General features: G+C 43.6%; 19 protein-coding genes. 16 read left to right on the forward strand and 3 right to left on the reverse strand.

Annotated features, from left to right (window positions below):
• Positions 1–301: 301 nt before the first annotated feature.
• The 6 genes from ISX59_RS17195 to ISX59_RS17220 all read left to right on the forward strand — a co-directional run bounded on the left by ISX59_RS17195 (position 302) and on the right by ISX59_RS17220 (position 5,338).
• The gene (locus ISX59_RS17195; RefSeq protein ID WP_005782286.1) at positions 302–877 is read left to right on the forward strand and encodes a DUF177 domain-containing protein; all 576 of its coding nucleotides are present in this window, start codon (positions 302–304) and stop codon (positions 875–877) included.
• 13 nt (positions 878–890) lie between these two features.
• Positions 891–1,076 (forward strand): 50S ribosomal protein L32, encoded by a 186-nt coding sequence (gene rpmF / locus ISX59_RS17200; protein ID WP_002562387.1) that lies wholly within the window; start codon positions 891–893, stop codon positions 1,074–1,076.
• 98 nt (positions 1,077–1,174) lie between these two features.
• Positions 1,175–2,179, forward strand: a complete 1,005-nt coding sequence (locus tag ISX59_RS17205; protein ID WP_005811282.1) for a beta-ketoacyl-ACP synthase III — start codon at positions 1,175–1,177, stop codon at positions 2,177–2,179.
• Between the two features lie 87 nt (positions 2,180–2,266).
• Positions 2,267–3,148: a GTPase Era gene (gene era / locus ISX59_RS17210; protein ID WP_005782288.1), complete on the forward strand. Its 882-nt coding sequence runs from the start codon at positions 2,267–2,269 to the stop codon at positions 3,146–3,148.
• A 52-nt stretch (positions 3,149–3,200) separates the two neighbouring features.
• Positions 3,201–4,514, forward strand: a complete 1,314-nt coding sequence (gene der / locus ISX59_RS17215; RefSeq protein ID WP_005782289.1) for a ribosome biogenesis GTPase Der — start codon at positions 3,201–3,203, stop codon at positions 4,512–4,514.
• Positions 4,515–4,690: 176 nt separating this feature from the next.
• On the forward strand, positions 4,691–5,338 hold the full coding sequence (locus ISX59_RS17220) for a response regulator transcription factor (RefSeq protein WP_005782290.1): 648 nt from the start codon (positions 4,691–4,693) through the stop codon (positions 5,336–5,338).
• Between the two features lie 232 nt (positions 5,339–5,570).
• Here the strand turns inward: ISX59_RS17220 and ISX59_RS17225 are convergent, their stop codons facing one another.
• Both ISX59_RS17225 and ISX59_RS17230 read right to left on the reverse strand, forming a co-directional pair.
• On the reverse strand, positions 5,571–6,341 hold the full coding sequence (locus tag ISX59_RS17225) for an ABC transporter ATP-binding protein (protein ID WP_005782291.1): 771 nt from the start codon (positions 6,339–6,341) through the stop codon (positions 5,571–5,573).
• A complete protein-coding gene (locus ISX59_RS17230) occupies positions 6,338–7,081 on the reverse strand; it encodes an ABC transporter permease (protein WP_005782292.1) in 744 nt (247 codons plus the stop codon). The genes ISX59_RS17225 and ISX59_RS17230 overlap by 4 nt, the downstream gene beginning before the upstream one ends.
• Before the next feature lie 75 nt (positions 7,082–7,156).
• Between ISX59_RS17230 and lptB the strand changes: the two genes are divergently transcribed.
• Complete coding sequence (gene lptB / locus ISX59_RS17235; protein WP_005811281.1) at positions 7,157–7,918, forward strand: LPS export ABC transporter ATP-binding protein; 762 nt, start codon at positions 7,157–7,159, stop codon at positions 7,916–7,918.
• A 117-nt stretch (positions 7,919–8,035) separates the two neighbouring features.
• Here the strand turns inward: lptB and ISX59_RS17240 are convergent, their stop codons facing one another.
• On the reverse strand, positions 8,036–8,281 hold the full coding sequence (locus ISX59_RS17240; RefSeq protein ID WP_005811280.1) for an RNA-binding protein: 246 nt from the start codon (positions 8,279–8,281) through the stop codon (positions 8,036–8,038).
• 1,239 nt (positions 8,282–9,520) lie between these two features.
• Here ISX59_RS17240 and tig point away from each other — a divergent pair.
• The 9 genes from tig to ISX59_RS17285 all read left to right on the forward strand — a co-directional run bounded on the left by tig (position 9,521) and on the right by ISX59_RS17285 (position 22,578).
• The gene (tig, locus tag ISX59_RS17245; protein ID WP_220576091.1) at positions 9,521–10,876 is read left to right on the forward strand and encodes a trigger factor; all 1,356 of its coding nucleotides are present in this window, start codon (positions 9,521–9,523) and stop codon (positions 10,874–10,876) included.
• 139 nt (positions 10,877–11,015) lie between these two features.
• Positions 11,016–11,678: an ATP-dependent Clp endopeptidase proteolytic subunit ClpP gene (gene clpP, locus ISX59_RS17250; protein ID WP_005782306.1), complete on the forward strand. Its 663-nt coding sequence runs from the start codon at positions 11,016–11,018 to the stop codon at positions 11,676–11,678.
• A 2-nt stretch (positions 11,679–11,680) separates the two neighbouring features.
• Positions 11,681–12,928, forward strand: coding sequence for an ATP-dependent Clp protease ATP-binding subunit ClpX (gene clpX, locus ISX59_RS17255; RefSeq protein ID WP_220576092.1), 1,248 nt, complete (start codon positions 11,681–11,683; stop codon positions 12,926–12,928).
• A 171-nt stretch (positions 12,929–13,099) separates the two neighbouring features.
• A complete protein-coding gene (gene recQ, locus ISX59_RS17260) occupies positions 13,100–15,280 on the forward strand; it encodes a DNA helicase RecQ (RefSeq protein ID WP_005811277.1) in 2,181 nt (726 codons plus the stop codon).
• An 86-nt stretch (positions 15,281–15,366) separates the two neighbouring features.
• Positions 15,367–16,842, forward strand: a complete 1,476-nt coding sequence (gene guaB / locus ISX59_RS17265; RefSeq protein WP_005811276.1) for an IMP dehydrogenase — start codon at positions 15,367–15,369, stop codon at positions 16,840–16,842.
• 187 nt (positions 16,843–17,029) lie between these two features.
• Positions 17,030–18,583 (forward strand): peptidylprolyl isomerase, encoded by a 1,554-nt coding sequence (locus ISX59_RS17270; protein ID WP_220576093.1) that lies wholly within the window; start codon positions 17,030–17,032, stop codon positions 18,581–18,583.
• Positions 18,584–18,639: 56 nt separating this feature from the next.
• Positions 18,640–19,482, forward strand: coding sequence for a peptidylprolyl isomerase (locus ISX59_RS17275; RefSeq protein ID WP_005811274.1), 843 nt, complete (start codon positions 18,640–18,642; stop codon positions 19,480–19,482).
• Positions 19,483–19,491: 9 nt separating this feature from the next.
• Positions 19,492–20,862 (forward strand): peptidylprolyl isomerase, encoded by a 1,371-nt coding sequence (locus ISX59_RS17280; protein WP_005811273.1) that lies wholly within the window; start codon positions 19,492–19,494, stop codon positions 20,860–20,862.
• 12 nt (positions 20,863–20,874) lie between these two features.
• Positions 20,875–22,578, forward strand: a complete 1,704-nt coding sequence (locus ISX59_RS17285; protein ID WP_032541162.1) for an OstA-like protein — start codon at positions 20,875–20,877, stop codon at positions 22,576–22,578.

Raw genomic sequence — 22,578 nt, forward strand, 5'->3', positions numbered from 1 at the left:
AGTCGCCGTTTTTTTTAGAGAGTTCATCCCCTCGGGTCAGAAGACACGAGGGGATGACTTGTTTATAGACGTAGGAAAAGAAGGAGGGAGGATAACAACCGAACTGATGCACTCGTTTATAAATAAAATACTACTTAAAATACGAATATTTACTGATAATTTGTATGTTATGAGGATTATTATTCGTATCTTTGTCGCCCGAATTATGTCTACCTACTTAAGATTCAGATGAAAATTAGTTAAGTAGTACATAACGTTTGGGCTTTTTTTGTACCTTTGCAACGATTAAAAAAAAGAAGCTTTGGGAAAGTTTGATAAATACAAAATTGATTTGAAAGGAATGCAAGCAGACTCATGTAAGTATGAGTTTCTACTTGACAATCTTTTTTTCGCTCATATTGATGGCCCTGAAGTTCAGAAAGGTAAAGTCAACGTAGAGTTGACGGTTAAAAAGACCTCTCGTGCTTTTGAATTGAGCTTCCAGACAGAAGGTATCGTATGGGTACCATGTGACCGTTGTTTGGATGAGATGGAACAGCCGGTTACTTCCTCAGATAAGTTGATGGTAAAATTTGGCCGTGAATATGCTGAAGAGGGAGATAATCTGATTGTGATCCCTGAGGAAGAAGGGGAGATCAATGTAGCTTGGTTTATGTACGAGTTTATAGCTTTGGCTATCCCGATGAAGCATGTGCATGCTCCCGGTAAATGCAATAAAGCTGTGACCAGTAAGCTGAACAAGCATCTTAGAACAAGTGGTGATGACGATGCAGAAGAATCTTTTGGCGCTGGTGAGGATATCGTTGTGGAAGATGAAGCGGAGGAACAGATTGATCCGCGCTGGAATGAATTAAAAAAAATATTAGATAATAATTAAAGTTTAAAAGAAAATGGCACATCCTAAGAGAAGACAATCAAAAACAAGAACTGCAAAGAGAAGAACTCATGATAAAGCAGTAGCTCCTACATTGGCTATTTGCCCGAACTGCGGTGAATGGCATGTTTACCACACAGTATGCGGCGCTTGCGGATACTACAGAGGTAAGTTGGCAATTGAAAAAGAAGCTGCTGTATAATTGCAGTCTGAATAAGCTTATACTTATCAAACAGCCAGAGAGCAATGCTCTCCGGCTGCTTTAAGTATTAGATGTATTGCTAAATTAAAACAGAATTGATGGAAAAAATAAATGCAGTAATCACAGGAGTCGGAGGATATGTACCTGATTATGTCTTGACAAACGACGAGATATCTAAGATGGTGGATACCAATGACGAGTGGATTATGACTCGTATCGGAGTAAAAGAAAGACGAATACTGAACGAAGAGGGATTAGGTACTTCGTATATGGCCCGTAAGGCAGCTAAACAGTTGATGAAAAAAACGGGTTCAAATCCTGATGACATTGATTTAGTTATCGTTGCAACTACTACTCCTGACTATCATTTCCCCTCAACAGCTTCTATTCTTTGTGATAAACTCGGACTAAAAAATGCTTTTGCTTTCGATCTACAGGCTGCTTGTAGCGGATTCTTGTATCTGATGGAAACAGCTGCCAATTTTATTCGTTCGGGACGATATAAAAAAGTAATCATTGTTGGTGCCGATAAAATGTCATCAATGGTGGATTACACAGAACGTGCAACATGCCCTATCTTCGGTGATGGAGCGGCAGCTTTTATGCTTGAACCGACCACGGAAGACTTGGGAATTATGGATGCTATATTGAGAACTGATGGTAAGGGATTGCCTTTCCTCCACATGAAAGCGGGTGGTTCGGTTTGTCCTCCTTCTTATTTCACGGTTGACAATAAAATGCATTATATTCATCAGGAAGGTAGAACTGTGTTCAAGTACGCTGTCTCTAATATGTCTGATGTCAGTGCAGCTATAGCAGAAAAGAACGGGCTGACAAAAGATAACATTGACTGGATTGTTCCCCATCAAGCCAATATGCGCATCATCGAAGCGGTAGCTCATCGCATGGAAGTTCCGATGGAGAAAGTTCTGGTGGATATTCAGCATTACGGTAATACGAGTGCGGGTACGCTGCCATTGTGTATCTGGGATTTTGAAGAGAAACTTAAGAAAGGCGATAACATTATTTTCACTGCGTTTGGTGCCGGATTTACTTGGGGTGCCGTGTATGTGAAATGGGGTTACGACGGGAAAAAAGAATAGTAACGAAAGTTGCTAATATAAATCACATAAAACGCATCTTATTTCGATTCGATGCGTTTTTTTGTCTAAATCAATAAATGGAAGGCGATGCATAAAGCTGGTTTTGTGAATATAGTAGGAAATCCCAATGTGGGTAAGTCGACACTGATGAATGTGTTGGTAGGCGAACGTATTTCAATTGCTACGTTTAAGGCGCAGACTACTCGTCACCGGATTATGGGTATCTATAATACGGATGATATGCAGATTGTTTTTTCGGATACTCCGGGGGTGTTGAAACCTAATTATAAGTTGCAGGAATCTATGCTGAACTTTTCGACTTCAGCATTAGCGGATGCAGATGTCTTGCTTTATGTGACAGACGTGATTGAAACTCCTGATAAGAATAATGAATTTATTCAGAAAGTGCGTCAGCAGACTGCTCCGGTTTTGTTATTGATTAACAAGATTGACTTGACTGACCAGGAAAAGCTGGTGAAGCTGGTGGAAGACTGGAAAGAGTTGCTTCCACAAGCTGAGATTATTCCGATTTCGGCAGCTACAAAGTTCAATGTGGACTATGTGATGAAGCGGATCAAAGAACTTTTGCCTGACTCACCTCCTTATTTTGATAAGGACCAGTGGACTGATAAGCCGGCCCGTTTCTTTGTCAACGAGATTATCCGTGAGAAGATCCTGTTGTACTATGATAAAGAGATTCCGTACTCGGTAGAGGTGGTGGTGGAGCAATTCAAAGAAGATGCGAAGAAGATACACATTCATGCCGTGATTTATGTAGAGCGTGATTCTCAGAAAGGGATTATTATAGGAAAACAGGGTAAAGCCCTGAAGAAAGTTGCTACAGAGGCACGGCGGGATCTGGAACGTTTTTTCGGAAAAACTGTTTTTCTGGAAACCTATGTGAAAGTAGACAAAGATTGGCGCAGCTCTGACAAGGAATTGCGGAATTTTGGTTATCAGTTAGATTAAAAAAAGAAAATTCATACGACTGTGATAGTCGCAAAAATAAAGTGTGTAAACTATGGGAAATTTAGTTGCAATCGTAGGACGACCCAATGTGGGCAAGTCTACCTTATTTAATCGTTTGACGAAAACCCGTCAGGCAATTGTGAACGATGAAGCGGGTACTACCCGTGATAGGCAGTATGGTAAATCCGAATGGTTAGGGCGAGAGTTTTCTGTTGTTGATACCGGTGGATGGGTAGTAAACTCTGACGATATATTCGAAGAGGAAATCCGCAAGCAGGTATTGATGGCAGTGGATGAAGCGGATGTGATTCTGTTTGTGGTGGATGTGACAAATGGAGTGACAGATTTGGATATGCAGGTAGCTGCCATATTACGCCGTGCCAAAAGTCCGGTCATCATGGTGGCCAACAAGACGGATAATCATGAGCTGCGATACAATGCTCCTGAGTTTTATCGGTTGGGATTGGGCGATCCTTATTGTATCTCTGCGATTAGTGGTAGTGGTACAGGAGATCTGATGGACTTGATTGTTAGTAAATTCAAGAAAGAATCCGATGAGATTCTGGATGAAGACATCCCTCGTTTCGCTGTGGTGGGACGTCCTAATGCCGGTAAATCGTCTATTGTGAATGCTTTTATCGGGGAAGAACGTAATATTGTTACAGAAATAGCCGGAACAACCCGCGATTCTATTTACACTCGTTACAATAAGTTTGGCTTCGATTTCTATCTGGTAGATACAGCCGGCATTCGTAAAAAGAATAAGGTAAACGAGGATCTCGAATATTATTCGGTTGTCCGTTCTATTCGTGCCATAGAGGGGGCCGATGTATGTATTCTGATGGTGGATGCGACCCGTGGTATAGAAAGCCAGGATTTGAATATATTCTCGTTGATTCAGAAAAACTCAAAAGGGTTAGTGGTAGTCGTGAATAAGTGGGATCTTGTAGAAAACAAGACTGATAAAGTAATGAAGACTTTTGAAGAAGCCATTCGTTCACGTTTTGCTCCTTTTGTTGATTTCCCTATTGTGTTTGCATCGGCATTGACAAAACAGAGAATTCTCAAGGTGCTTGAAGAGGCACGTAAAGTTTACGAGAACCGTATGATTAAAATTCCGACAGCTCGCCTGAACGAAGAGATGCTTCCGTTGATCGAAGCTTATCCGCCTCCTGCGACTAAGGGAAAATATATCAAGATTAAGTACGTTACTCAGCTGCCTAATACGCAGGTACCCTCGTTTGTCTTCTTTGCTAATCTTCCACAGTACGTGAAAGAGCCTTATAGAAGATTCCTGGAGAACAAGATGCGTGAAAAGTGGGATCTGAGTGGAACGCCTATCAATATTTATATCAGACAGAAGTGATTTTTGTGTCGAATAGTATTGATATATAAATGTAAAAGCCGGATTATCATAATTCCGGCTTTCTTTTTGCCCATCATTTTTGAAATAATTGATTCTTTTTGTTTCTTATATAACTCTTTTTATTTATATTTGTACAGAGCAAAAAGAAACAAACCATAAATACAGACAGAGGCTACATGGAAACGAAGGCAGAAATACTATTGGTTGACGATCATGCACTGATTCTTGAAGGGATGCAACGCATGCTTGAGTTAGTGCCGGGGGTTAAAGTTGCCGATGCGGTGACTTCGGGAACGAGAGCTGCCGAATTGATTGGGGAGAGAGACTACGACATCTATGTTTTGGATGTAAGCCTCCCCGATATATCAGGATTCGATTTGGTTGATATGATTCGTGAGATTAATGAGAGTGCACGTATTATTATTAGTACTATGCATGAAGAAATCTGGATTATCAACCGTTTGATTCGTCAGAAAGTGAATGCCGTGATCCTTAAATCATCCGAAGCTATGGAAATAGGAAATGCCGTGAAGAGCGTGCTTGCAGGTGATTCTTATGCATGTCCGCGGTTTAAGTCCATTCGTCAGAGGTTAAGCCTCAGTCCTGTACAAATTCATCCTAAAGATATACCCACAAAGCGCGAGCTTGATGTACTGAAAGCTGTCGCAAGGGGATGTAATACGCATGAAGTTGCGGCTGAATTGAAGATTTCAGAAAATACTGTCGAAACATTTCGTAAAAGGCTAATACAAAAGTTTTGTGCAAAGAACGCTATCGATATGGTAGTGAAAGCTATGGCAAAAGGATGGATAGAGATTGGATGATTCTATTTATTTCAATTTGTCACGGTTTTCGGTGATGTTTTGCTGCATTTTTTTTGTTATCTTTGATGTGTAATTGGAATTATTCTCTTTTTAAGTTTTATTGAGAACTTTGGGACAGTCAATATGTCGTGATGATATATGTCGATTCTATTAACTGGTTTTTTTATAACAAAAAGTGGGCTCATGAGTTGCGATGATTCATGAGCCCTTCTATTTCAATCTGTTGAGAAGATCAGCCTTCGAGGTTTTGTATTTCTACATCCTTTACTTTACGTAGCAGGTCGGAAGCGAAAATGAAATTGTTCAGCTGTTCGTTGGTCGAAGTGAAGATGTCGTCTTTCGTACCTTCCCACTCTTTGGTTCCCTGATAAATATAGATAATCTTTTCGCCAATACCCATTACCGAGTTCATGTCGTGAGTATTGATGATGGTGGTCATGTTGTACTCCCGGGTAATATCGTGAATCAGGTCGTCTATTACCAAAGAGGTTTTCGGGTCGAGTCCTGAGTTCGGTTCATCGCAGAAGAGATACTGCGGGTTCAGCGCAATGGCCCGTGCGATAGCTACACGTTTCTGCATACCGCCACTGATTTCGCCGGGAAATTTATCTTTAGCTTCTGTCAGGTTGACCCGATCGAGGCAGAACATGGCCCGTTTGGTTTGTTCGCGCAATGTATCGGTACCGAACATGTTGAGAGGGAACATTACGTTATCTAAAACGGACATGGAGTCGAACAAAGCCGCGCTTTGGAAAATCATTCCCATTTCGCGTCGCAAATGTTTCTTTTCTTTTTTACCCATTGCCAGAAAGTTGCGTCCGTCATAGAGTACTTCGCCCTTTTCCGGTGTCAGCAATCCGACGATGCACTTCATCAATACCGTCTTACCCGAACCGCTCTGACCGATAATCAGGCTGGTTTTTCCGTTTTCGAAAGAGGCATCTATATTATGCAATACCGTTTTACCTTCGAATGATTTATAGAGTCCTTTTACTTCGATCATCCCATTAAAAGTTTAGTTAATACCAGGTCGGCAAACAAAATCAGTACGCTGCTGGAAACCACCGAATCGGTAGATGCCTTTCCCACTTCTATCGAGCCGCCCTCTACGGTATAGCCGAAAAAAGAGGATACACTGGCAATGATAAAGGCAAAAAACAGTGACTTGATGATGCCGCACCACACAAACCATTCTACAAACATATACTGGAGTCCGTATTCAAGGTCGGTGGCCGTCATAATACCGCCGAACCAGCAGGTGGCGAATGCTCCGATGATACCTGCAAAGATGCTGAAGGTCACCAGAATAGGAATCATGGTAACCATTGCCGTGATTTTGGGTAATATCAGATAGTTGGCGGAATTCACTCCCATGATTTCGAGTGCATCAATCTGCTGTGTCACACGCATTGTACCCAGTTCGGAAGCGATGTTCGATCCCACTTTACCGGCCAGGATCAGACACATGATGGAGGAGGAGAACTCAAGCAAAAGAATCTCACGAGTGACGTATCCCACCGTCCAGCGGGGCATCCATGGGCTTTCGATGTTTAGTTTAATCTGGATGGTAATCACCGCGCCGATGAAGAATGAAATCAACAGCACGATGCCGATAGAGTTTACCCCCAGTTGCTCTATCTCTTTGATATATTGCCGGAAGAACATACGCATGCGCTCGGGACGTGAAAAAGTCCGTCCCATAAGCATCATGTATCTGCCGACGGTTCTTAATGCTTTAATCATAACTCGTATATTTGTTTGCAAATGTACGTTTTTTCGGCTTATTTTTGCTACATTTGCCGCAAAATAACAAAGGATATGAAAGAAAGCAAGATGGTGCTTCGTACCGAAGACTTGGTGAAAAAGTACGGTAAGCGTACGGTAGTGAGCCATGTTTCCATCAATGTGAAGCAGGGTGAGATTGTAGGTTTGCTGGGGCCGAATGGTGCCGGTAAGACCACTTCGTTCTACATGACCGTAGGATTGATTACCCCGAATGAAGGCCGTATTTTCCTGGACGATCTTGAAATAACGAAATATCCTGTTTATAAACGTGCCCAGACCGGTATCGGATATCTGGCTCAGGAGGCTTCGGTCTTCCGCCAGATGACGGTGGAGGACAACATTGCTTCCGTGCTTGAGATGACTAATAAACCTCTCGATTATCAGAAAGATAAGCTCGAAAGTTTGATTGCCGAGTTTCGTTTGCAGAAAGTGCGGAAGAATAAAGGTACCCAGTTGTCGGGTGGTGAGCGCCGCCGTACGGAGATCGCGCGTTGTCTGGCTATCGACCCCAAATTCATCATGCTCGATGAACCCTTTGCCGGGGTAGACCCGATTGCCGTAGAAGATATCCAGCAGATTGTATGGAAGTTGAAAGATAAAAACATCGGTATCCTGATTACCGACCATAACGTACAGGAAACATTGAGTATTACCGATCGTGCCTATCTGCTGTTCGAAGGAAAAATTCTGTTTCAGGGTACCCCTGAGGAGTTGGCTGAGAATAAGATTGTGCGTGAGAAATATCTGAGTAACAGTTTCGTTTTGCGGCGCAAAGACTTCCAGTTGAAAGATTAGTCTGCTGTTTCCGTTCTCCTGTGTATCGGGGGGAGCCGCTTGAACATAGAATACATAAAAAAAACCTTTTACCGGTTCTTCTGGTAAAAGGTTTCTTTTTAATTCTTTCTCCTATCGTTAATCTCTCGGTCTGGCTTCTTTGAGTACCATAGTACGGCCTTCGTATTCCGCTCCGTTTAATTCTGCGATAGCTTTTGTTGCAGCTGCATCGTCATCCATTTCTACGAAACCAAAACCTTTTGATCTGCCTGTTTCGCGATCGATGATTACTTTACAAGAAGTTACTTTTCCGTAGTCTTCCATAACTTGTTGCAGATCTGCTTCCTTAACACGGTAGTTAAGGTTTCCAACATAAATGTTCATAATGAAAATGATAAAAATAAAATAAATGAAATAAAAAACTCTCCGGAAGATGATTTAATAATAAAAAGATTAAAGAAACAGAGAGTTTACAAAAGCGTCTTGTCGACGGGAGTAAAAACCTTGTAATCGAAATCGAGAAACTAATCGATCATCTTTCCGCAACAAAGAAACACATAAAATCCGGAATTGCAATAACTTTTTCTCTTTTTTTGTGTGCGAAACCTATGAAATTTAACGGATTGGAGAGATATTAGGATGAAGTTGGAAAACATAAGTTGTAAAGAAGATACTGACTTCCCGGTGTTACGGTGAAGGTGGCGGAAGTTTGATAGCATTTTGTCAAAATGACAATCGTATCCTCTCATATTTGTTTATTTCGGAGGACCATTCGTCTAGGTCAGAAAAAACGTCTTCCAGCCAGTTTAGCCATTATCTTTTTGTTTACCCGATGACCGGTTTCTGGACAGACTGAAAGAGAAACATATCCTCTTGATGCATCATGTACTTTTTTATGTCAAATACTTGTTCTTCCGATAGTCCGGCCGCGTCGTTTCGCGGAGAGCAACCAGAGTGAAAAAAGAGTTCGGAAGCTTCTTTTTCCGAAACAATATATGCAATTGGGGAAAACATTTAAAGAAATCCGGAAAAGAAGTAAGCGTTTTCCGGAAATGCTAACGTCTTTCGGGGCAAATGTACCCGTCTTTTCCGCAAAAAGAAGCTTGCTTTTCAGTAAAACACAGGTTTTGTTTCCGGAAGAGGCAGGCTTTGGGAGGCAAAAAGCCACCTTCCGGAGCTCTATTTCCTCCGGATGGAGCGGAGAAACGAAAAGCCGAGTCAGCGGAAAGAAGGATTTTTGATCCTTTTGACAGTATAATCTCCGATTGTTGCTATAATTGATATTTGTGGTAGCACTCCGTAAGCAATGAACCGGTTTCCGACCTCCTTATCCACATCCGGTTGTGTTGAACTTTACTGCTTTGCCGGCCTCTGTTCCGGACTTTTCCGTCCGGGTCTGTCTTTTTGTTTTCTTCTTTTTTGGTTAATAAAAAGTAAAACGGGTTCTTTTGAAAACGGATTAATGTCTTTTCTGCCGTATGTCCGGCTGCTTTCGTCCGAAATGGCGATTCTCTGCAAATGAAATAATTCTGCAATGTTTTTTGAAATTTGAAAGATTAGCACTAATTTTGCACCCTCGTTTGAGTATAGAATAAAGTATAAATCAAATAAATAATTGTCAGAATGAACGTTTCATTACAAAACATTGACAAAGTAAGCGCATTGCTTACCGTGAAGCTTGAAAAAGCTGACTACCAGCCTCAGGTAGACAAATCGTTGAAGAACATCCGTCAGAAAGCTCAGGTTCCGGGATTCCGTCCGGGCATGGTTCCTATGAGCTTGGTGAAGAAGATGTATGGTAAGTCAGTCATTGCCGACGAGGTGAACAAATTGCTTTCTGAGAAAGTATACGAATACATTAAGGAGAATAACGTAAACATCCTTGGCGAACCGATGCCTAACGAAGAAAAGCAGCCGGATATCGATTTCGATACAATGGAAGAATTTGAATTTGTATTCGATATCGCTTTAGCTCCGGAGTTCAAAGCTGAGGTTAGCAGCCAGGACAAGGTAGACTACTATACAATCGAGGTAACTGACGAAATGGTAGAAAACCAGATTAAAGCTTATACTCAACGTAACGGAAAATACGAACAAGTAGAGGCATACGAAGAAAACGATATGCTGAAAGGTCTGTTGGCCGAACTTGATGAAGAAGGCAACACGAAAGAAGGTGGTATTCAGGTAGAAGGTGCTGTAATGATGCCTTCGTACATGAAGAACGACGAGCAGAAGGCTATCTTGGCAAACGCTAAAGTAAACGACGTACTGGTATTCAATCCGGATGCTGCTTACGAAGGCAATGCTGTTGAAATCGCATCACTGCTGAAGATCGACAAAGAAGCTGCTGCCGAAGTAAAATCGAACTTCAGCTTCCAGGTAGAAGAAGTGACCCGTTTCGTAAACGGTGAACTGAATCAGGAACTCTTCGATCAGGTATTCGGCAAAGACGCAGTGAAGACAGAAGAAGAATTCCGTGCTAAAGTAAAAGAAAGCATCGCAGCCCAGTTCGTTGCCGATAGCGATTATAAATTCCTGATCGATGTCCGCAAGGTATTGGCAGACAAAGTAGGTAAGCTGGAATTCCCGGATGCACTGCTGAAACGCGTTATGTTGATGAACAACAAAGACAAAGGCGAAGAATTCGTAAACGAAAACTACGATAAGAGCATCGAAGAACTGACATGGCACCTGATTAAGGAACAGTTGGTGAAAGAAAATGATATCAAGGTAGAGCAGGACGACGTGATCAACATGGCGAAAGAAGCTACAAAAGCTCAGTTTGCTCAATACGGTATGCTGACTATACCCGATGATATCCTCGAAAACTACGCAAAAGAGATGCTGAAAAAGAAAGAAAGCATCGACGGTTTGGTGAACCGCGTAGTAGAAACCAAATTGGCCGCTGCACTGAAAGGCAAGGTTACATTGGAGAACAAAACCGTTTCAATGGAAGAATTCAATAAGATGTTTGAATAAGCTCTTCTTTTGAACAGGACATAAAGTCACAGAAACACAGAGTTTTTATAGAATTATAACTCTGTGTTTTTTTGTGTCTCTGTGTTCTTTTTTGTTTCTTTGCAGTTACATTATTAATAATAGAAAGGAACGTAAAACAATGGATGATTTTAGAAAATACGCAACCAAGCATTTAGGTATGAATGCAATGGTGCTGGACGATGTGATTAAATCGCAAGCCGGGTATTTGAATCCCTATATTCTGGAAGAAAGACAACTGAATGTCACTCAGCTCGACGTGTTCTCACGTCTGATGATGGACCGCATTATCTTCCTCGGTACACAGATTGATGACTATACGGCCAATACGCTGCAAGCACAGTTGCTGTATCTTGATTCGGTAGATCCGGGTAAAGATATCTCAATCTATATCAACTCTCCGGGCGGATCGGTTTATGCCGGGCTGGGTATTTATGATACGATGCAGTTCATCTCGAGTGATGTGGCTACAATCTGTACCGGTATGGCAGCTTCTATGGCTTCTGTACTGTTGGTGGCCGGTGCCAAAGGCAAACGTTCGGCGCTGCCTCACTCACGTGTGATGATTCATCAGCCGATGGGTGGCGCGCAGGGACAAGCCTCGGATATTGAAATCACTGCCCGCGAAATACAAAAATTAAAGAAAGAACTTTATACCATTATTGCCGATCATTCGGGTACTTCTTTTGACAAGGTATGGGCCGATTCGGACCGTGATTACTGGATGACCGCCCAGGAAGCAAAAGAATATGGTATGATTGACGAAGTGTTGATTAAGAAATAAACATGGCTGAATCAAAGAATAATAAAAAAAGGTGTAGCTTTTGCGCCCGTTCGGAGAATGAAGTCGGATTCCTGATTACAGGGATGAACGGCTACATTTGCGACAGCTGTGCGACCCAGGCTTATGAGATTACTCAGGAAGCCATGGGAGCCGGCAAACAGAGCGCGGGAGCTACCCGACTCAATTTAAAGGAACTACCCAAACCGGTAGAAATAAAGAATTTCCTCGACCAGTACGTGATTGGCCAGGACGATGCCAAACGTTTTCTTGCCGTATCGGTATATAACCACTACAAACGTCTGTTGCAGAAAGACAGCGGTGATGATGTGGAGATTGAAAAGTCGAACATCATTATGGTGGGCAGCACCGGAACCGGTAAAACCCTTTTGGCGCGTACCATAGCCAAACTGTTGCATGTACCCTTTACGATAGTGGATGCGACCGTGTTGACCGAAGCCGGTTATGTAGGCGAAGATATCGAGAGTATCCTCACCCGTCTGCTTCAGGTGGCCGATTACAATGTGCCCGAGGCAGAACAAGGCATTGTCTTCATCGACGAGATAGACAAGATTGCCCGTAAGGGAGACAACCCCTCCATCACGCGTGATGTCAGCGGTGAAGGCGTACAGCAGGGATTGCTTAAACTGCTCGAAGGCTCTGTGGTCAACGTCCCGCCTCAGGGAGGACGTAAGCATCCCGACCAGAAGATGATTCCCGTAAACACGAAAAACATCCTTTTCATCTGTGGAGGAGCGTTTGACGGCATCGAGAAAAAGATTGCCCAGCGTCTCAACACCCATGTCGTAGGATACAATGCTTCCCGTAAGACGGCTACTATCGACAAAAACAACATGATGCAATACATCGCACCGCAGGATTTGAAGTCATTCGGACTGATTCCGGAGATTATCGGCCGTTTGCCGGTGCTGACCTATCTGAACCCGCTCGACCGGAATGCACTTCGTGCCATTCTGACCGAACCCAAGAATTCCATTATCAAACAATACATCAAGTTGTTCGAAATGGATGGTGTGCAGTTGACCTTCCAGCCCGAAGTCTTCGAATATATCGTCGACAAGGCAGTGGAGTATAAACTGGGTGCCCGCGGATTGCGCTCTATCGTGGAGACAATTATGATGGATGTCATGTTCGAGATTCCTTCTGAAAACCAGAAAGAATATGAAGTGACACTGGATTATGCGAAGCATCAGCTCGAAAAAGCAAATCTTGCGAGATTGCAAACTGCTTAAAATCAAAAGGTAAGGGCAATAATGGAGGTGAGGTCCGTTTTTTCTTGAAAAATATTAGTCTGATTATGCTTGATATTTAAGAAGTTGTTTATAACTTTGTTAGAGCGCTTTCCAAGCAAAGCGAGTGTTTTTAAGTTAAACCATGAACTGAATAAAACAACCTATATTAAGATGGCAGGGAAGATTAATTTGACAGACCAACTGAAAAAGTATTTCGGATTTGATAATTTCAAGGGGAACCAGGAGCCGATCATCCAGAATTTGCTTGATGGTAATGATACCTTTGTGCTGATGCCTACCGGCGGTGGAAAATCTCTGTGCTATCAGTTGCCTTCTTTATTAATGGAAGGTACGGCCATTGTGATTTCTCCGCTGATCGCGCTGATGAAGAATCAGGTAGATGCGATGCGCAACTTCAGTGAAGAAGACGGTGTGGCTCATTTCATTAATTCTTCTTTGAACAAGGGTGCGATTGATCAGGTGAGGTCTGACATTCTTGCCGGAAAAACAAAACTGTTATACGTTGCTCCCGAGTCGTTGACGAAAGAAGAGAATGTGGAGTTTCTGCGGTCAGTAAAGATTTCATTCTATGCTGTCGACGAAGCACATTGTATTTCCGAATGGGGACACGACTTCCGCCCGGAATATCGCAGGATACGTCCGATTATTAATGAAATAGGAAAAGCACCTCTTATTGCGCTGACCGCAACGGCCACGCCGAAGGTGCAGCACGATATTCAGAAGAACTTGGGAATGGTGGATGCACACGTCTTCAAGTCTTCGTTCAACCGTCCGAATCTGTATTACGAGGTACGTCCTAAAACTCAGAATGTAGATAAGGACATCATAAAGTTCATCAAGAACAATCCGGAAAAATCGGGCATCATTTATTGCCTGAGCCGGAAGAAGGTAGAAGAGCTTGCTGAGATACTTCAAGCCAACGGGATCAATGCCCGTGCATATCATGCAGGTATGGATTCGGCAACGCGAACGCAGAATCAGGACAATTTCCTGATGGAAAAGATCGACGTAATTGTAGCTACTATCGCATTTGGAATGGGAATTGATAAGCCCGATGTGCGATACGTCATCCACTATGATATACCAAAGAGCCTGGAGGGGTATTACCAGGAAACAGGCCGCGCCGGAAGAGACGGCGGAGAAGGCCAGTGCATTACCTTTTATACAAACAAAGACTTGCAGAAACTCGAGAAGTTCATGCAAGGCAAACCTGTGGCAGAACAAGAAATTGGCAAGCAGCTTCTGTTGGAAACTGCTGCGTATGCTGAATCTTCCGTTTGCCGCCGTAAGACATTACTACATTATTTCGGCGAAGAGTACACGGAAGAAAATTGTGGAAATTGTGACAACTGTTTAAACCCTAAAAAACAAGTGGAGGCTCAAGAATTATTGTGTGCTGTGATCGAAACAATCATAGCGGTAAAAGAAAATTTTAAGGCAGATTATATTATTGATGTCCTGCAGGGACGCGAAACGTCTGAAGTTCAGGCACACTTACATGAAGATCTGGAAGTGTTCGGATCAGGAATGGGAGAAGAAGACAAAACCTGGAATGCCGTGATTCGTCAGGCGTTGATAGCCGGTTATCTGAGTAAGGATGTAGAAAACTACGGTTTGCTGAAAGTGACCGATGCAGGAAAGAAATTCCTTAAACATCCCAAGTCATTCAAGATTACCGAGGACAATGACTTTGAAGAAGTGGAAGAAGAAACACCGGCAAGAGGTGGAGGTTCGTGTGCAGTCGATCCGGTTCTTTATTCTATGCTGAAAGATCTCCGGAAAAAGTTATCGAAGAAACTGGAAGTGCCTCCTTACGTGATTTTCCAGGATCCCTCTCTTGAAGCGATGGCTACTATCTATCCTGTGACGCTCGAAGAACTTCAGAATATCCCGGGCGTAGGTGCCGGAAAAGCCAAACGTTACGGCGAAGAATTCTGCAAGCTGATTAAGAGACATTGCGAAGAGAATGAGATTGAACGTCCGGAGGACTTACGGGTACGCACTGTCGCCAACAAGTCGAAGATGAAAGTGGCCATTATTCAAGCCATCGACCGTAAAGTGGCTCTGGATGATATCGCGCTTTCCAAGGGCATTGAGTTCAGCGAATTGCTGGATGAAGTGGAAGCGATCGTTTATTCGGGTACTAAGTTGAATATCGACTACTTCCTGGATGAGATCATGGACGAAGATCACATGCTCGACATCTACGATTACTTCAAAGAGTCGACAACAGATAAGATTGACGACGCTCTTGATGAACTCGGGGACGAATTTACCGAAGAAGAAGTCCGTCTGGTTCGTATCAAGTTTATCTCCGAAATGGCTAATTAAAAAGCGAAAAAAAACTTGCGTGTACTTATGCAGTCTTGAATAAAAACTGTATATTTGCACGCAATAATTTTTAAACGCATAGCCCTATGTCATTTATTGCCGATAAGATTGTAATGGATGGATTAACTTATGACGACGTATTGTTGATCCCCGCTTATTCTGAAGTTTTACCACGCACTGTCGATCTCTCGACAAAGTTTTCAAAAAACATTGAGTTAAAGATTCCGTTTGTAACTGCCGCCATGGACACGGTTACCGAAGCCAAGATGGCCATTGCCATTGCGCGCGAGGGGGGAATTGGCGTGATCCATAAGAATATGTCCATTAAGGAACAGGCTAAGCAGGTGGCTACTGTGAAGCGTGCTGAAAACGGTATGATTTACGATCCTGTGACTATTAAGCAAGGGTCTACCGTACGTGATGCTCTCGCCCTGATGTCCGAATACAAAATCGGCGGCATTCCGGTAGTGGATGACAATAGATATTTGGTTGGTATTGTAACGAATCGTGACCTTCGTTTCGAACGTAACATGGATAAACGTATCGACGAGGTGATGACAAAAGAAAATCTGGTTACCACCAATCAGTCTACCGATCTGGAAGCAGCTGCGCAAATTCTGCAACACCATAAGATTGAGAAGCTGCCGGTAGTCGATAAAGAAGGAAAACTGATCGGGCTGGTTACTTACAAAGATATTACAAAAGCCAAAGATAAACCTATGGCTTGCAAAGATTCGAAAGGCCGTCTGCGTGTAGCTGCCGGTGTAGGTGTGACTGCCGACACTTTCGACCGTATGCAGGCGTTGGTGGATGCCGGTGCGGATGCCATCGTGATCGATACGGCTCACGGACACTCAAAGGGAGTGATCGACACCTTGCGCGAAGCGAAAAAACGTTATCCCAATATTGATATTGTGGTTGGTAACATTGCTACGGGCGATGCAGCCAAGGCCTTGGTGGAAGCCGGGGCTGACGGTGTAAAAGTAGGTATCGGCCCGGGTTCCATTTGTACGACACGTGTGGTTGCCGGTGTAGGCGTACCGCAACTTTCGGCTGTTTATGATGTAGCCAAAGCCTTGAAAGGTACAGGTATCCCTTTGATTGCCGATGGCGGACTCCGCTATTCGGGTGATGTGGTGAAAGCTCTGGCTGCCGGAGGATACTGTGTGATGATCGGTTCATTGGTTGCCGGTACAGAAGAAAGTCCGGGCGAGACGATTATCTTCAATGGACGTAAGTTTAAGTCATACCGTGGTATGGGTTCTCTCGAAGCGATGGAAAATGGTTCGAAAGACCGCTATTTCCAAAGTGGCGAGATGGATGTGAAGAAGTTGGTTCCGGAAGGCATTGCTGCCCGTGTGCCTTATAAAGGAACTTTATATGAAGTGATTTATCAGCTGACCGGTGGTTTGCGTGCCGGTATGGGATATTGCGGTGCTCCTGATATCGAGAAACTGCATGATGCCAAGTTTACTCGCATCACCAATGCCGGAGTAATGGAAAGCCATCCGCACGATGTGACGATTACAAGCGAATCGCCTAATTACAGTCGTCCGGAATAACAGCCTGTTTATCGGGCGTTTGGCCGTTGCCGTCTGGTTGCTGTTCCACCACAGATTACACGGATTAACACAGAACTTTTTAATCTTCAATATCAATGAGATAAATTATCAATCTGTGTTAATCCGTGTCCTTTGTAGTGAACTCGATTTATTTTATTCCGATATGAATATCTCAACGTAGAATGGTATGAAGAAGATTCTGGTTGGTGCACTGACCTGTTTGTTTGGGTTTATTGCCGGCTATGCCCGGCAAGATCCTGTGTTGATGCGGATCAATGGACAAGACATTTCCCGCTCGGAGTTTGAGTCTTTCTATCATCGGAATAAGCCTTCGGGAGTATCCGGGAAAGAAGCCTTGAAGGTTTGTGTTGATCTCTTTGTCGATAAGAAGTTGAAACTGCACGCGGCACAGAGAGCGGGGTTGGATACTCTCTCTGCCTTTCGTGCGGAGATGGACAACTACCATCGTTCATTATCTAAATCCTATCTTACAGATTCGTCTGCAGAGGAAGCCTGTGCCAGAAAGCTTTACGATCAGATGAAGAGCCGCTCCATAGCCGGCGAGGTCCGGGTTATGCATATTTTCCGTTATCTTCCCCAGACGGCCCTGCCCCATCATTTGCGGGAGGCGCAGGCTTTAATGGATTCTCTTTACAATGTATTGAAGACAAATCCCGATGCCGATTTCAAGACTCTGGTAGACCAATATTCTGATGATAAGGCAGAATCCTGGATCAGTTGGTTGCAGACACCACAGGAATTTGAGGAGGTCGCTTTCTCTTTGAAGGATGGCGAATATTCCCAGCCGTTTTTTACTCCTAAAGGACTTCATATCGTCAAAGTAACGGGCAGACGCGAACTCCCTCCATTTGAACAGATACGGGACAGACTAATCCGTAAACTGTCCCATCGTCCGGGTGCGGATAAAGGAACCGAAATCCTGGTAAACAAACTGAAGGAGAGCTATCGGTATACTCCGGACAAAGCGGCGATGGAAGAGTTGCTTTCTCAAGGCAAGACCTCCCGTACTCTTTTTACGCTGGACGGTAAAAACTTTACAGGGAAGGACTTTGAGCGGTTTGCCGCTGCCCATCCCATGGGGACAAAGAGGCAGTTGGATGCTTTTGTGGTAAAATCAATTCTCGATTATGAGAACAGTCGCCTTGAGCAGAAACATCCTGAGTTCCGCAGGACACTGCAAGAACATCGTGATCATTTGCTGCTGGCCGCTATTACCCGCCGGGAAACCCATCAGGTCAGCCTGGCAGATTCTGTTGCACTGAAGAACTTCTTCAAGGAGCACCGGACCGATTACAACTGGGATTCACCCCGCTACAGAGGTGCGGTGTTGCACGGAACCCATAAGAAAACGCTGAAGAGCGCCCGTAAATTTCTGAAAAAACTTCCGGAAGAAGAGTGGAAAGATGCCATTCGCCTGACATTTAATACCTCTGCTTCACCGGCTGTCATCCGGATAGAACAAGGGACCTTTGCCGAAGGTGACAATGTTTTTGTCGATAAGTTAGTGTTTAAAAAAGGAGACTTCGAACCATTAAAGTCCTATCCTTTTACCGTTGTTTTGGGTGAGAAAAAGAAAGGTCCGGAGTCCTACAAAGAGATTGTTTCCCGTTTGATCGAAGATTATCAGAATCATCTGGATGCACTTTGGGCAGAGCGTCTCAGGGCTTCCGCTAAGGTTGAAATTAACCAAGAGGTTTTAAAAACGGTTAATAATCACTGAAGCAACGAATTATTGTATTATCTTCGTACCTTAAATTAAGTATAATTCAGTTGACAATGCGAAAAACGGGCCTTCTGCTAATCTCTCTCCTTTTCTGTGTGTCGTGTACTGACAAGCATGATCACAAAGGACAGACTCCTTTGGTAGAGGTCGATGGAAACTTTTTGTACAAAGAGGACCTTCAGGCCGTGTTCCCCGCTGGTTTGTCGAAAGATGACAGTCTTCTTTTCGCCGAGCACTACATTCGTAGCTGGGTTGAAGACGTTTTGTTGTTTAACCAGGCGCAAAGCAATATCCCTGACAACGGCGAAATCGATAAGTTGGTCGCAAATTACCGGAAAGCATTGATCATGCATACTTATCAACAAGAACTAATCAGCCAGAAATTGTCGGGCGAGATCCCCGAACAGGAAATAGCAGACTATTACGAAAAGAACAAAGAACTGTTTAAACTGGACCGTCCGTTGATGAAAGGTCTGTTTATCAAGGTTCCCCTTACCGCTCCCCAACTGGGAAATGTCCGTAAGTGGTATAAGACGGAGACTCAGGATGCCGTTGAGCATTTGGAGAAGTATAGTTTGCAGAATGCTGTGAAGTATGAGTATTTTTATGATAAATGGGTGCGGGTGGCCGATGTACTTGATATGATCCCGTTGAAAGCGGAATCCCCGGAAGCCTATATGGATAAGAACCGTCATATCGAACTGAAAGATACGGCATTCTACTATTTTCTGAATATCAGCGATTTTCGTGTGGCAGGCGAACAGGAACCTTACGAGTTTGCCCAACCGAAAGTTAAAGATATGCTTGTCAATATCAAGCGGGTTGATTTTATGAAACAAGTAAAGGACGACTTGTACGAACGTGCAGTAAAAAGAAAGAAGATTATAAATTATTAAATACACAGAATGAAGAAGTTTGTGAACTTTAAATTTGTTGTTATGTTTGCCCTGGCACTGGTTGCTAACGTGGCATCCTATGCGCAGGACAATGTGATTGACGAAGTGGTTTGGGTCGTTGGTGACGAAGCCATCCTGAAGTCCGATGTGGAAGAAGCACGACTGGCCGCTTTGTATGAGGGGCGTAAGTTTGATGGTGATCCTTATTGTGTGATTCCCGAAGAGTTGGCGGTACAGAAACTTTATATGCACCAGGCTGTGCTCGATAGTATCGAAGTTCCTGAATCGGAAGTGATACAGCGTGTCGATTATCAGATCAATAACTATATTCAGGCTTTGGGTAGCAGAGAAAGGATGGAAGCTGAGTTTAACAAGACTTCTACGCAGATCCGCGAAGCCATGCGCGAGAATGCCCGTGACGGATTGATTGTACAGAGAATGCAGCAGAAGCTGGTAGGTGATATCAAAGTGACTCCGGCCGAAGTGCGCCGCTACTTTAAGGATCTTCCTCAGGACAGTATCCCTTATGTCCCTACTCAGGTAGAGGTGCAGATCATCACACAGCAACCTAAAGTGCCCATCTCTGAAATAGAGGATGTGAAAAGACGCTTGCGTGAATATACCGACCGTATCAATAAAGGCGAAAGTGATTTTTCTACGCTTGCCCTGTTGTATTCCGAGGACCGCGGTTCTGCCATCAAAGGTGGTGAAACCGGTTTTATGGGTAAAGGTCAGATGGTGCCCGAATACGCTAATGTCGCTTTCAACTTGCAGGACACCAAGAAGATATCTAAGATCGTAGAGTCCGAGTATGGTTTCCATATCATCCAGTTGATCGAGAAACGTGGCGACCGTATCAATACCCGTCATATCCTGTTGAAGCCCAAAGTATCGGATAAGGAGTTGAATGAAGCCAATGCACGTCTTGACTCCATTGCCAACGATATTCGTAGCGATAAGTTTACATTCGATCAGGCAGCCGCTGCTTTGTCTCAGGATAAAGACACACGCAACAATCACGGTCTGATGCAGAATCCGATGAATCAGACTGCTAAATTCGAGATGCAGGATTTGCCGCAGGAGATAGCTAAAGTGGTAGATAAGATGAATATCGGTGAGATCTCCAAAGCCTTCACTATGGTCAACCCCAAAGATGGTAAGGAAGTTTGTGCTATTGTTAAGCTGAAGGCACGCATCAATGGACACAAGGCCACTATCACCGATGACTACCAGAACCTGAAAGAGATTGTGCTCGACAAACGTCGTGAAGAGGCGTTGCAAAAATGGATTGTTGAAAAACAAAAACATACGTATGTGCGTATTAATCCGGCATGGCAGCGTTGTGACTTTAAATATCCGGGCTGGATTAAAAAAGACTGATCCTGATTTGATATGTTTAGATTAAACAAAGAACATAAATTCCACGGCAGGCATAGATTTCTCTTAGCGGGTATTCTATGCCTGTTTGCCGTATGTTTTCTGGTGGCCCAGGACAAGAAACCGCAGCACGACAAGAAGCCACAACAGGAGAAGAAGGCTGAACCGGAAAAGCCAACGGGAAATAAAAAGACCCGTGTCGACTTGCTCCATGCCGATCAGGGACAAGCTGATAAACTGGCCCGCCCTGATGTACAGGTGTTGATTGGCTCGGTCAAGTTGCGTCACGACAGCATGTACATGTATTGTGACAGTGCCTTGATTTACGAAAAAACGAATTCATTCGAAGCATTCAGCAATGTGCGTATGGAGCAGGGAGATACTCTTTTCATCTATGGTGACTATTTGTTTTATGACGGCATGACTCAGATAGCGCAACTGCGTGAGAATGTGAAAATGATCAACCGGAATACTACCTTGTTGACAGACAGCCTGAATTATGACCGTTTGTACAATTTGGGTTACTATTTTGATGGGGGTACGTTGATGGATGAAGAAAATGTGTTGACTTCCGACTGGGGTGAGTACAGTCCTGCCACTAAACTTTCTGTTTTCAACCATGATGTCAAGCTCGTGAATCCCCGTTTCGTGCTTACTTCCGACACCCTGAAGTATAGTACGAATACTAAGATTGCCACCATTCTGGGACCCTCCAATATTGTCAGCGATCAGAACCATATCTATTCCGAGCGGGGCATTTACAATACCGTTTCCGGACAAGCCGAACTGCTCGACCGTTCGGTTTTGACCAATGAAGGTAAGAAGTTGACCGGTGACAGCCTTTTCTATGACCGTAAAGCGGGTTATGGTGAGGCGTTCGATAATGTCCAGATGAACGACACTGTCAATAAGAACATGCTTACCGGTGATTATTGTTATTATGACGAGTTGAAGCAGAATGCTCTTGCCACCAAGCGAGCTGTTGCCGTGGATTATTCACGGGGTGACAGCCTCTTTATGCATGCCGATACGTTACTGATGAATAGCTATAATCTCGACACCGACTCCCTTTTCCGTGAGATGCGCGCTTTTCATAAGGTACGTATGTACAGCGCTGATCTGCAAGGCGTTTGCGATTCTTTGGTCTTTAATACGAAAGACTCTTGCCTTACCATGTATCGCGATCCTATTATTTGGAACGAAGGGCAACAACTGCTGGGAGAAGAGGTTAAGGTATATATGAACGACAGTACGATTGATTGGGCTCATATCATCAATCAGGCGCTCACGGTGGAACAGAAAGACTCCATTCATTTTAATCAGATCTCAGGAAAAGAGATCAAAGCCTACTTTGCCGAGGGTGAGGCACGCAAAATAGATGTGATAGGGAATGTACTATTAATTTATTATCCCGAGGAAAAGGACAGTACGATGATTGGTATGAATACCTCTGAAACAAGTTTGCTTAATTTGTTTCTTAGAGATAGAAAAATGAAAAAAATGGTTATGAGTCCTCAGTCTAATTGCGTGCTTTATCCAATGGATCAGATTCCGCCCGACAAAATGAAATTGCCCACTTTCAGTTGGTTTGATTATGTCCGTCCCTTGAATAAGGAAGACATTTTCAACTGGAGAGGGAAAAAGGCAGGTGAGGCTTTACGTAAAACAGAGCGCAAGGTCATCAGTGGTCCTAAACGTGAAATAATTAATATGAAATAG

It is taken from the genome of Bacteroides sp. FSHCM14E1, from assembly GCF_019633785.1.
Taxonomy (GTDB): domain Bacteria; phylum Bacteroidota; class Bacteroidia; order Bacteroidales; family Bacteroidaceae; genus Bacteroides; species Bacteroides hominis.

Excerpts from the sequence above, each read along its gene's own strand:
- ISX59_RS17240 (WP_005811280.1), bottom strand. The coding sequence starts at position 8,281 with ATGAACATTTATGTTGGAAACCTTAACTACCGTGTTAAGGAAGCAGAT.
- ISX59_RS17220 (WP_005782290.1), top strand. The coding sequence starts at position 4,691 with ATGGAAACGAAGGCAGAAATACTATTGGTTGACGATCATGCACTGATT.
- rpmF (WP_002562387.1), top strand. The coding sequence starts at position 891 with ATGGCACATCCTAAGAGAAGACAATCAAAAACAAGAACTGCAAAGAGA.
- clpP (WP_005782306.1), top strand. The coding sequence starts at position 11,016 with ATGGATGATTTTAGAAAATACGCAACCAAGCATTTAGGTATGAATGCA.
- era (WP_005782288.1), top strand. The coding sequence starts at position 2,267 with ATGCATAAAGCTGGTTTTGTGAATATAGTAGGAAATCCCAATGTGGGT.
- ISX59_RS17205 (WP_005811282.1), top strand. The coding sequence starts at position 1,175 with ATGGAAAAAATAAATGCAGTAATCACAGGAGTCGGAGGATATGTACCT.
- recQ (WP_005811277.1), top strand. The coding sequence starts at position 13,100 with ATGGCAGGGAAGATTAATTTGACAGACCAACTGAAAAAGTATTTCGGA.
- ISX59_RS17270 (WP_220576093.1), top strand. The coding sequence starts at position 17,030 with ATGAAGAAGATTCTGGTTGGTGCACTGACCTGTTTGTTTGGGTTTATT.
- tig (WP_220576091.1), top strand. The coding sequence starts at position 9,521 with ATGAACGTTTCATTACAAAACATTGACAAAGTAAGCGCATTGCTTACC.
- ISX59_RS17230 (WP_005782292.1), bottom strand. The coding sequence starts at position 7,081 with ATGATTAAAGCATTAAGAACCGTCGGCAGATACATGATGCTTATGGGA.
- ISX59_RS17285 (WP_032541162.1), top strand. The coding sequence starts at position 20,875 with ATGTTTAGATTAAACAAAGAACATAAATTCCACGGCAGGCATAGATTT.
- guaB (WP_005811276.1), top strand. The coding sequence starts at position 15,367 with ATGTCATTTATTGCCGATAAGATTGTAATGGATGGATTAACTTATGAC.
- ISX59_RS17275 (WP_005811274.1), top strand. The coding sequence starts at position 18,640 with ATGCGAAAAACGGGCCTTCTGCTAATCTCTCTCCTTTTCTGTGTGTCG.
- ISX59_RS17225 (WP_005782291.1), bottom strand. The coding sequence starts at position 6,341 with ATGATCGAAGTAAAAGGACTCTATAAATCATTCGAAGGTAAAACGGTA.
- der (WP_005782289.1), top strand. The coding sequence starts at position 3,201 with ATGGGAAATTTAGTTGCAATCGTAGGACGACCCAATGTGGGCAAGTCT.
- ISX59_RS17280 (WP_005811273.1), top strand. The coding sequence starts at position 19,492 with ATGAAGAAGTTTGTGAACTTTAAATTTGTTGTTATGTTTGCCCTGGCA.
- lptB (WP_005811281.1), top strand. The coding sequence starts at position 7,157 with ATGAAAGAAAGCAAGATGGTGCTTCGTACCGAAGACTTGGTGAAAAAG.
- clpX (WP_220576092.1), top strand. The coding sequence starts at position 11,681 with ATGGCTGAATCAAAGAATAATAAAAAAAGGTGTAGCTTTTGCGCCCGT.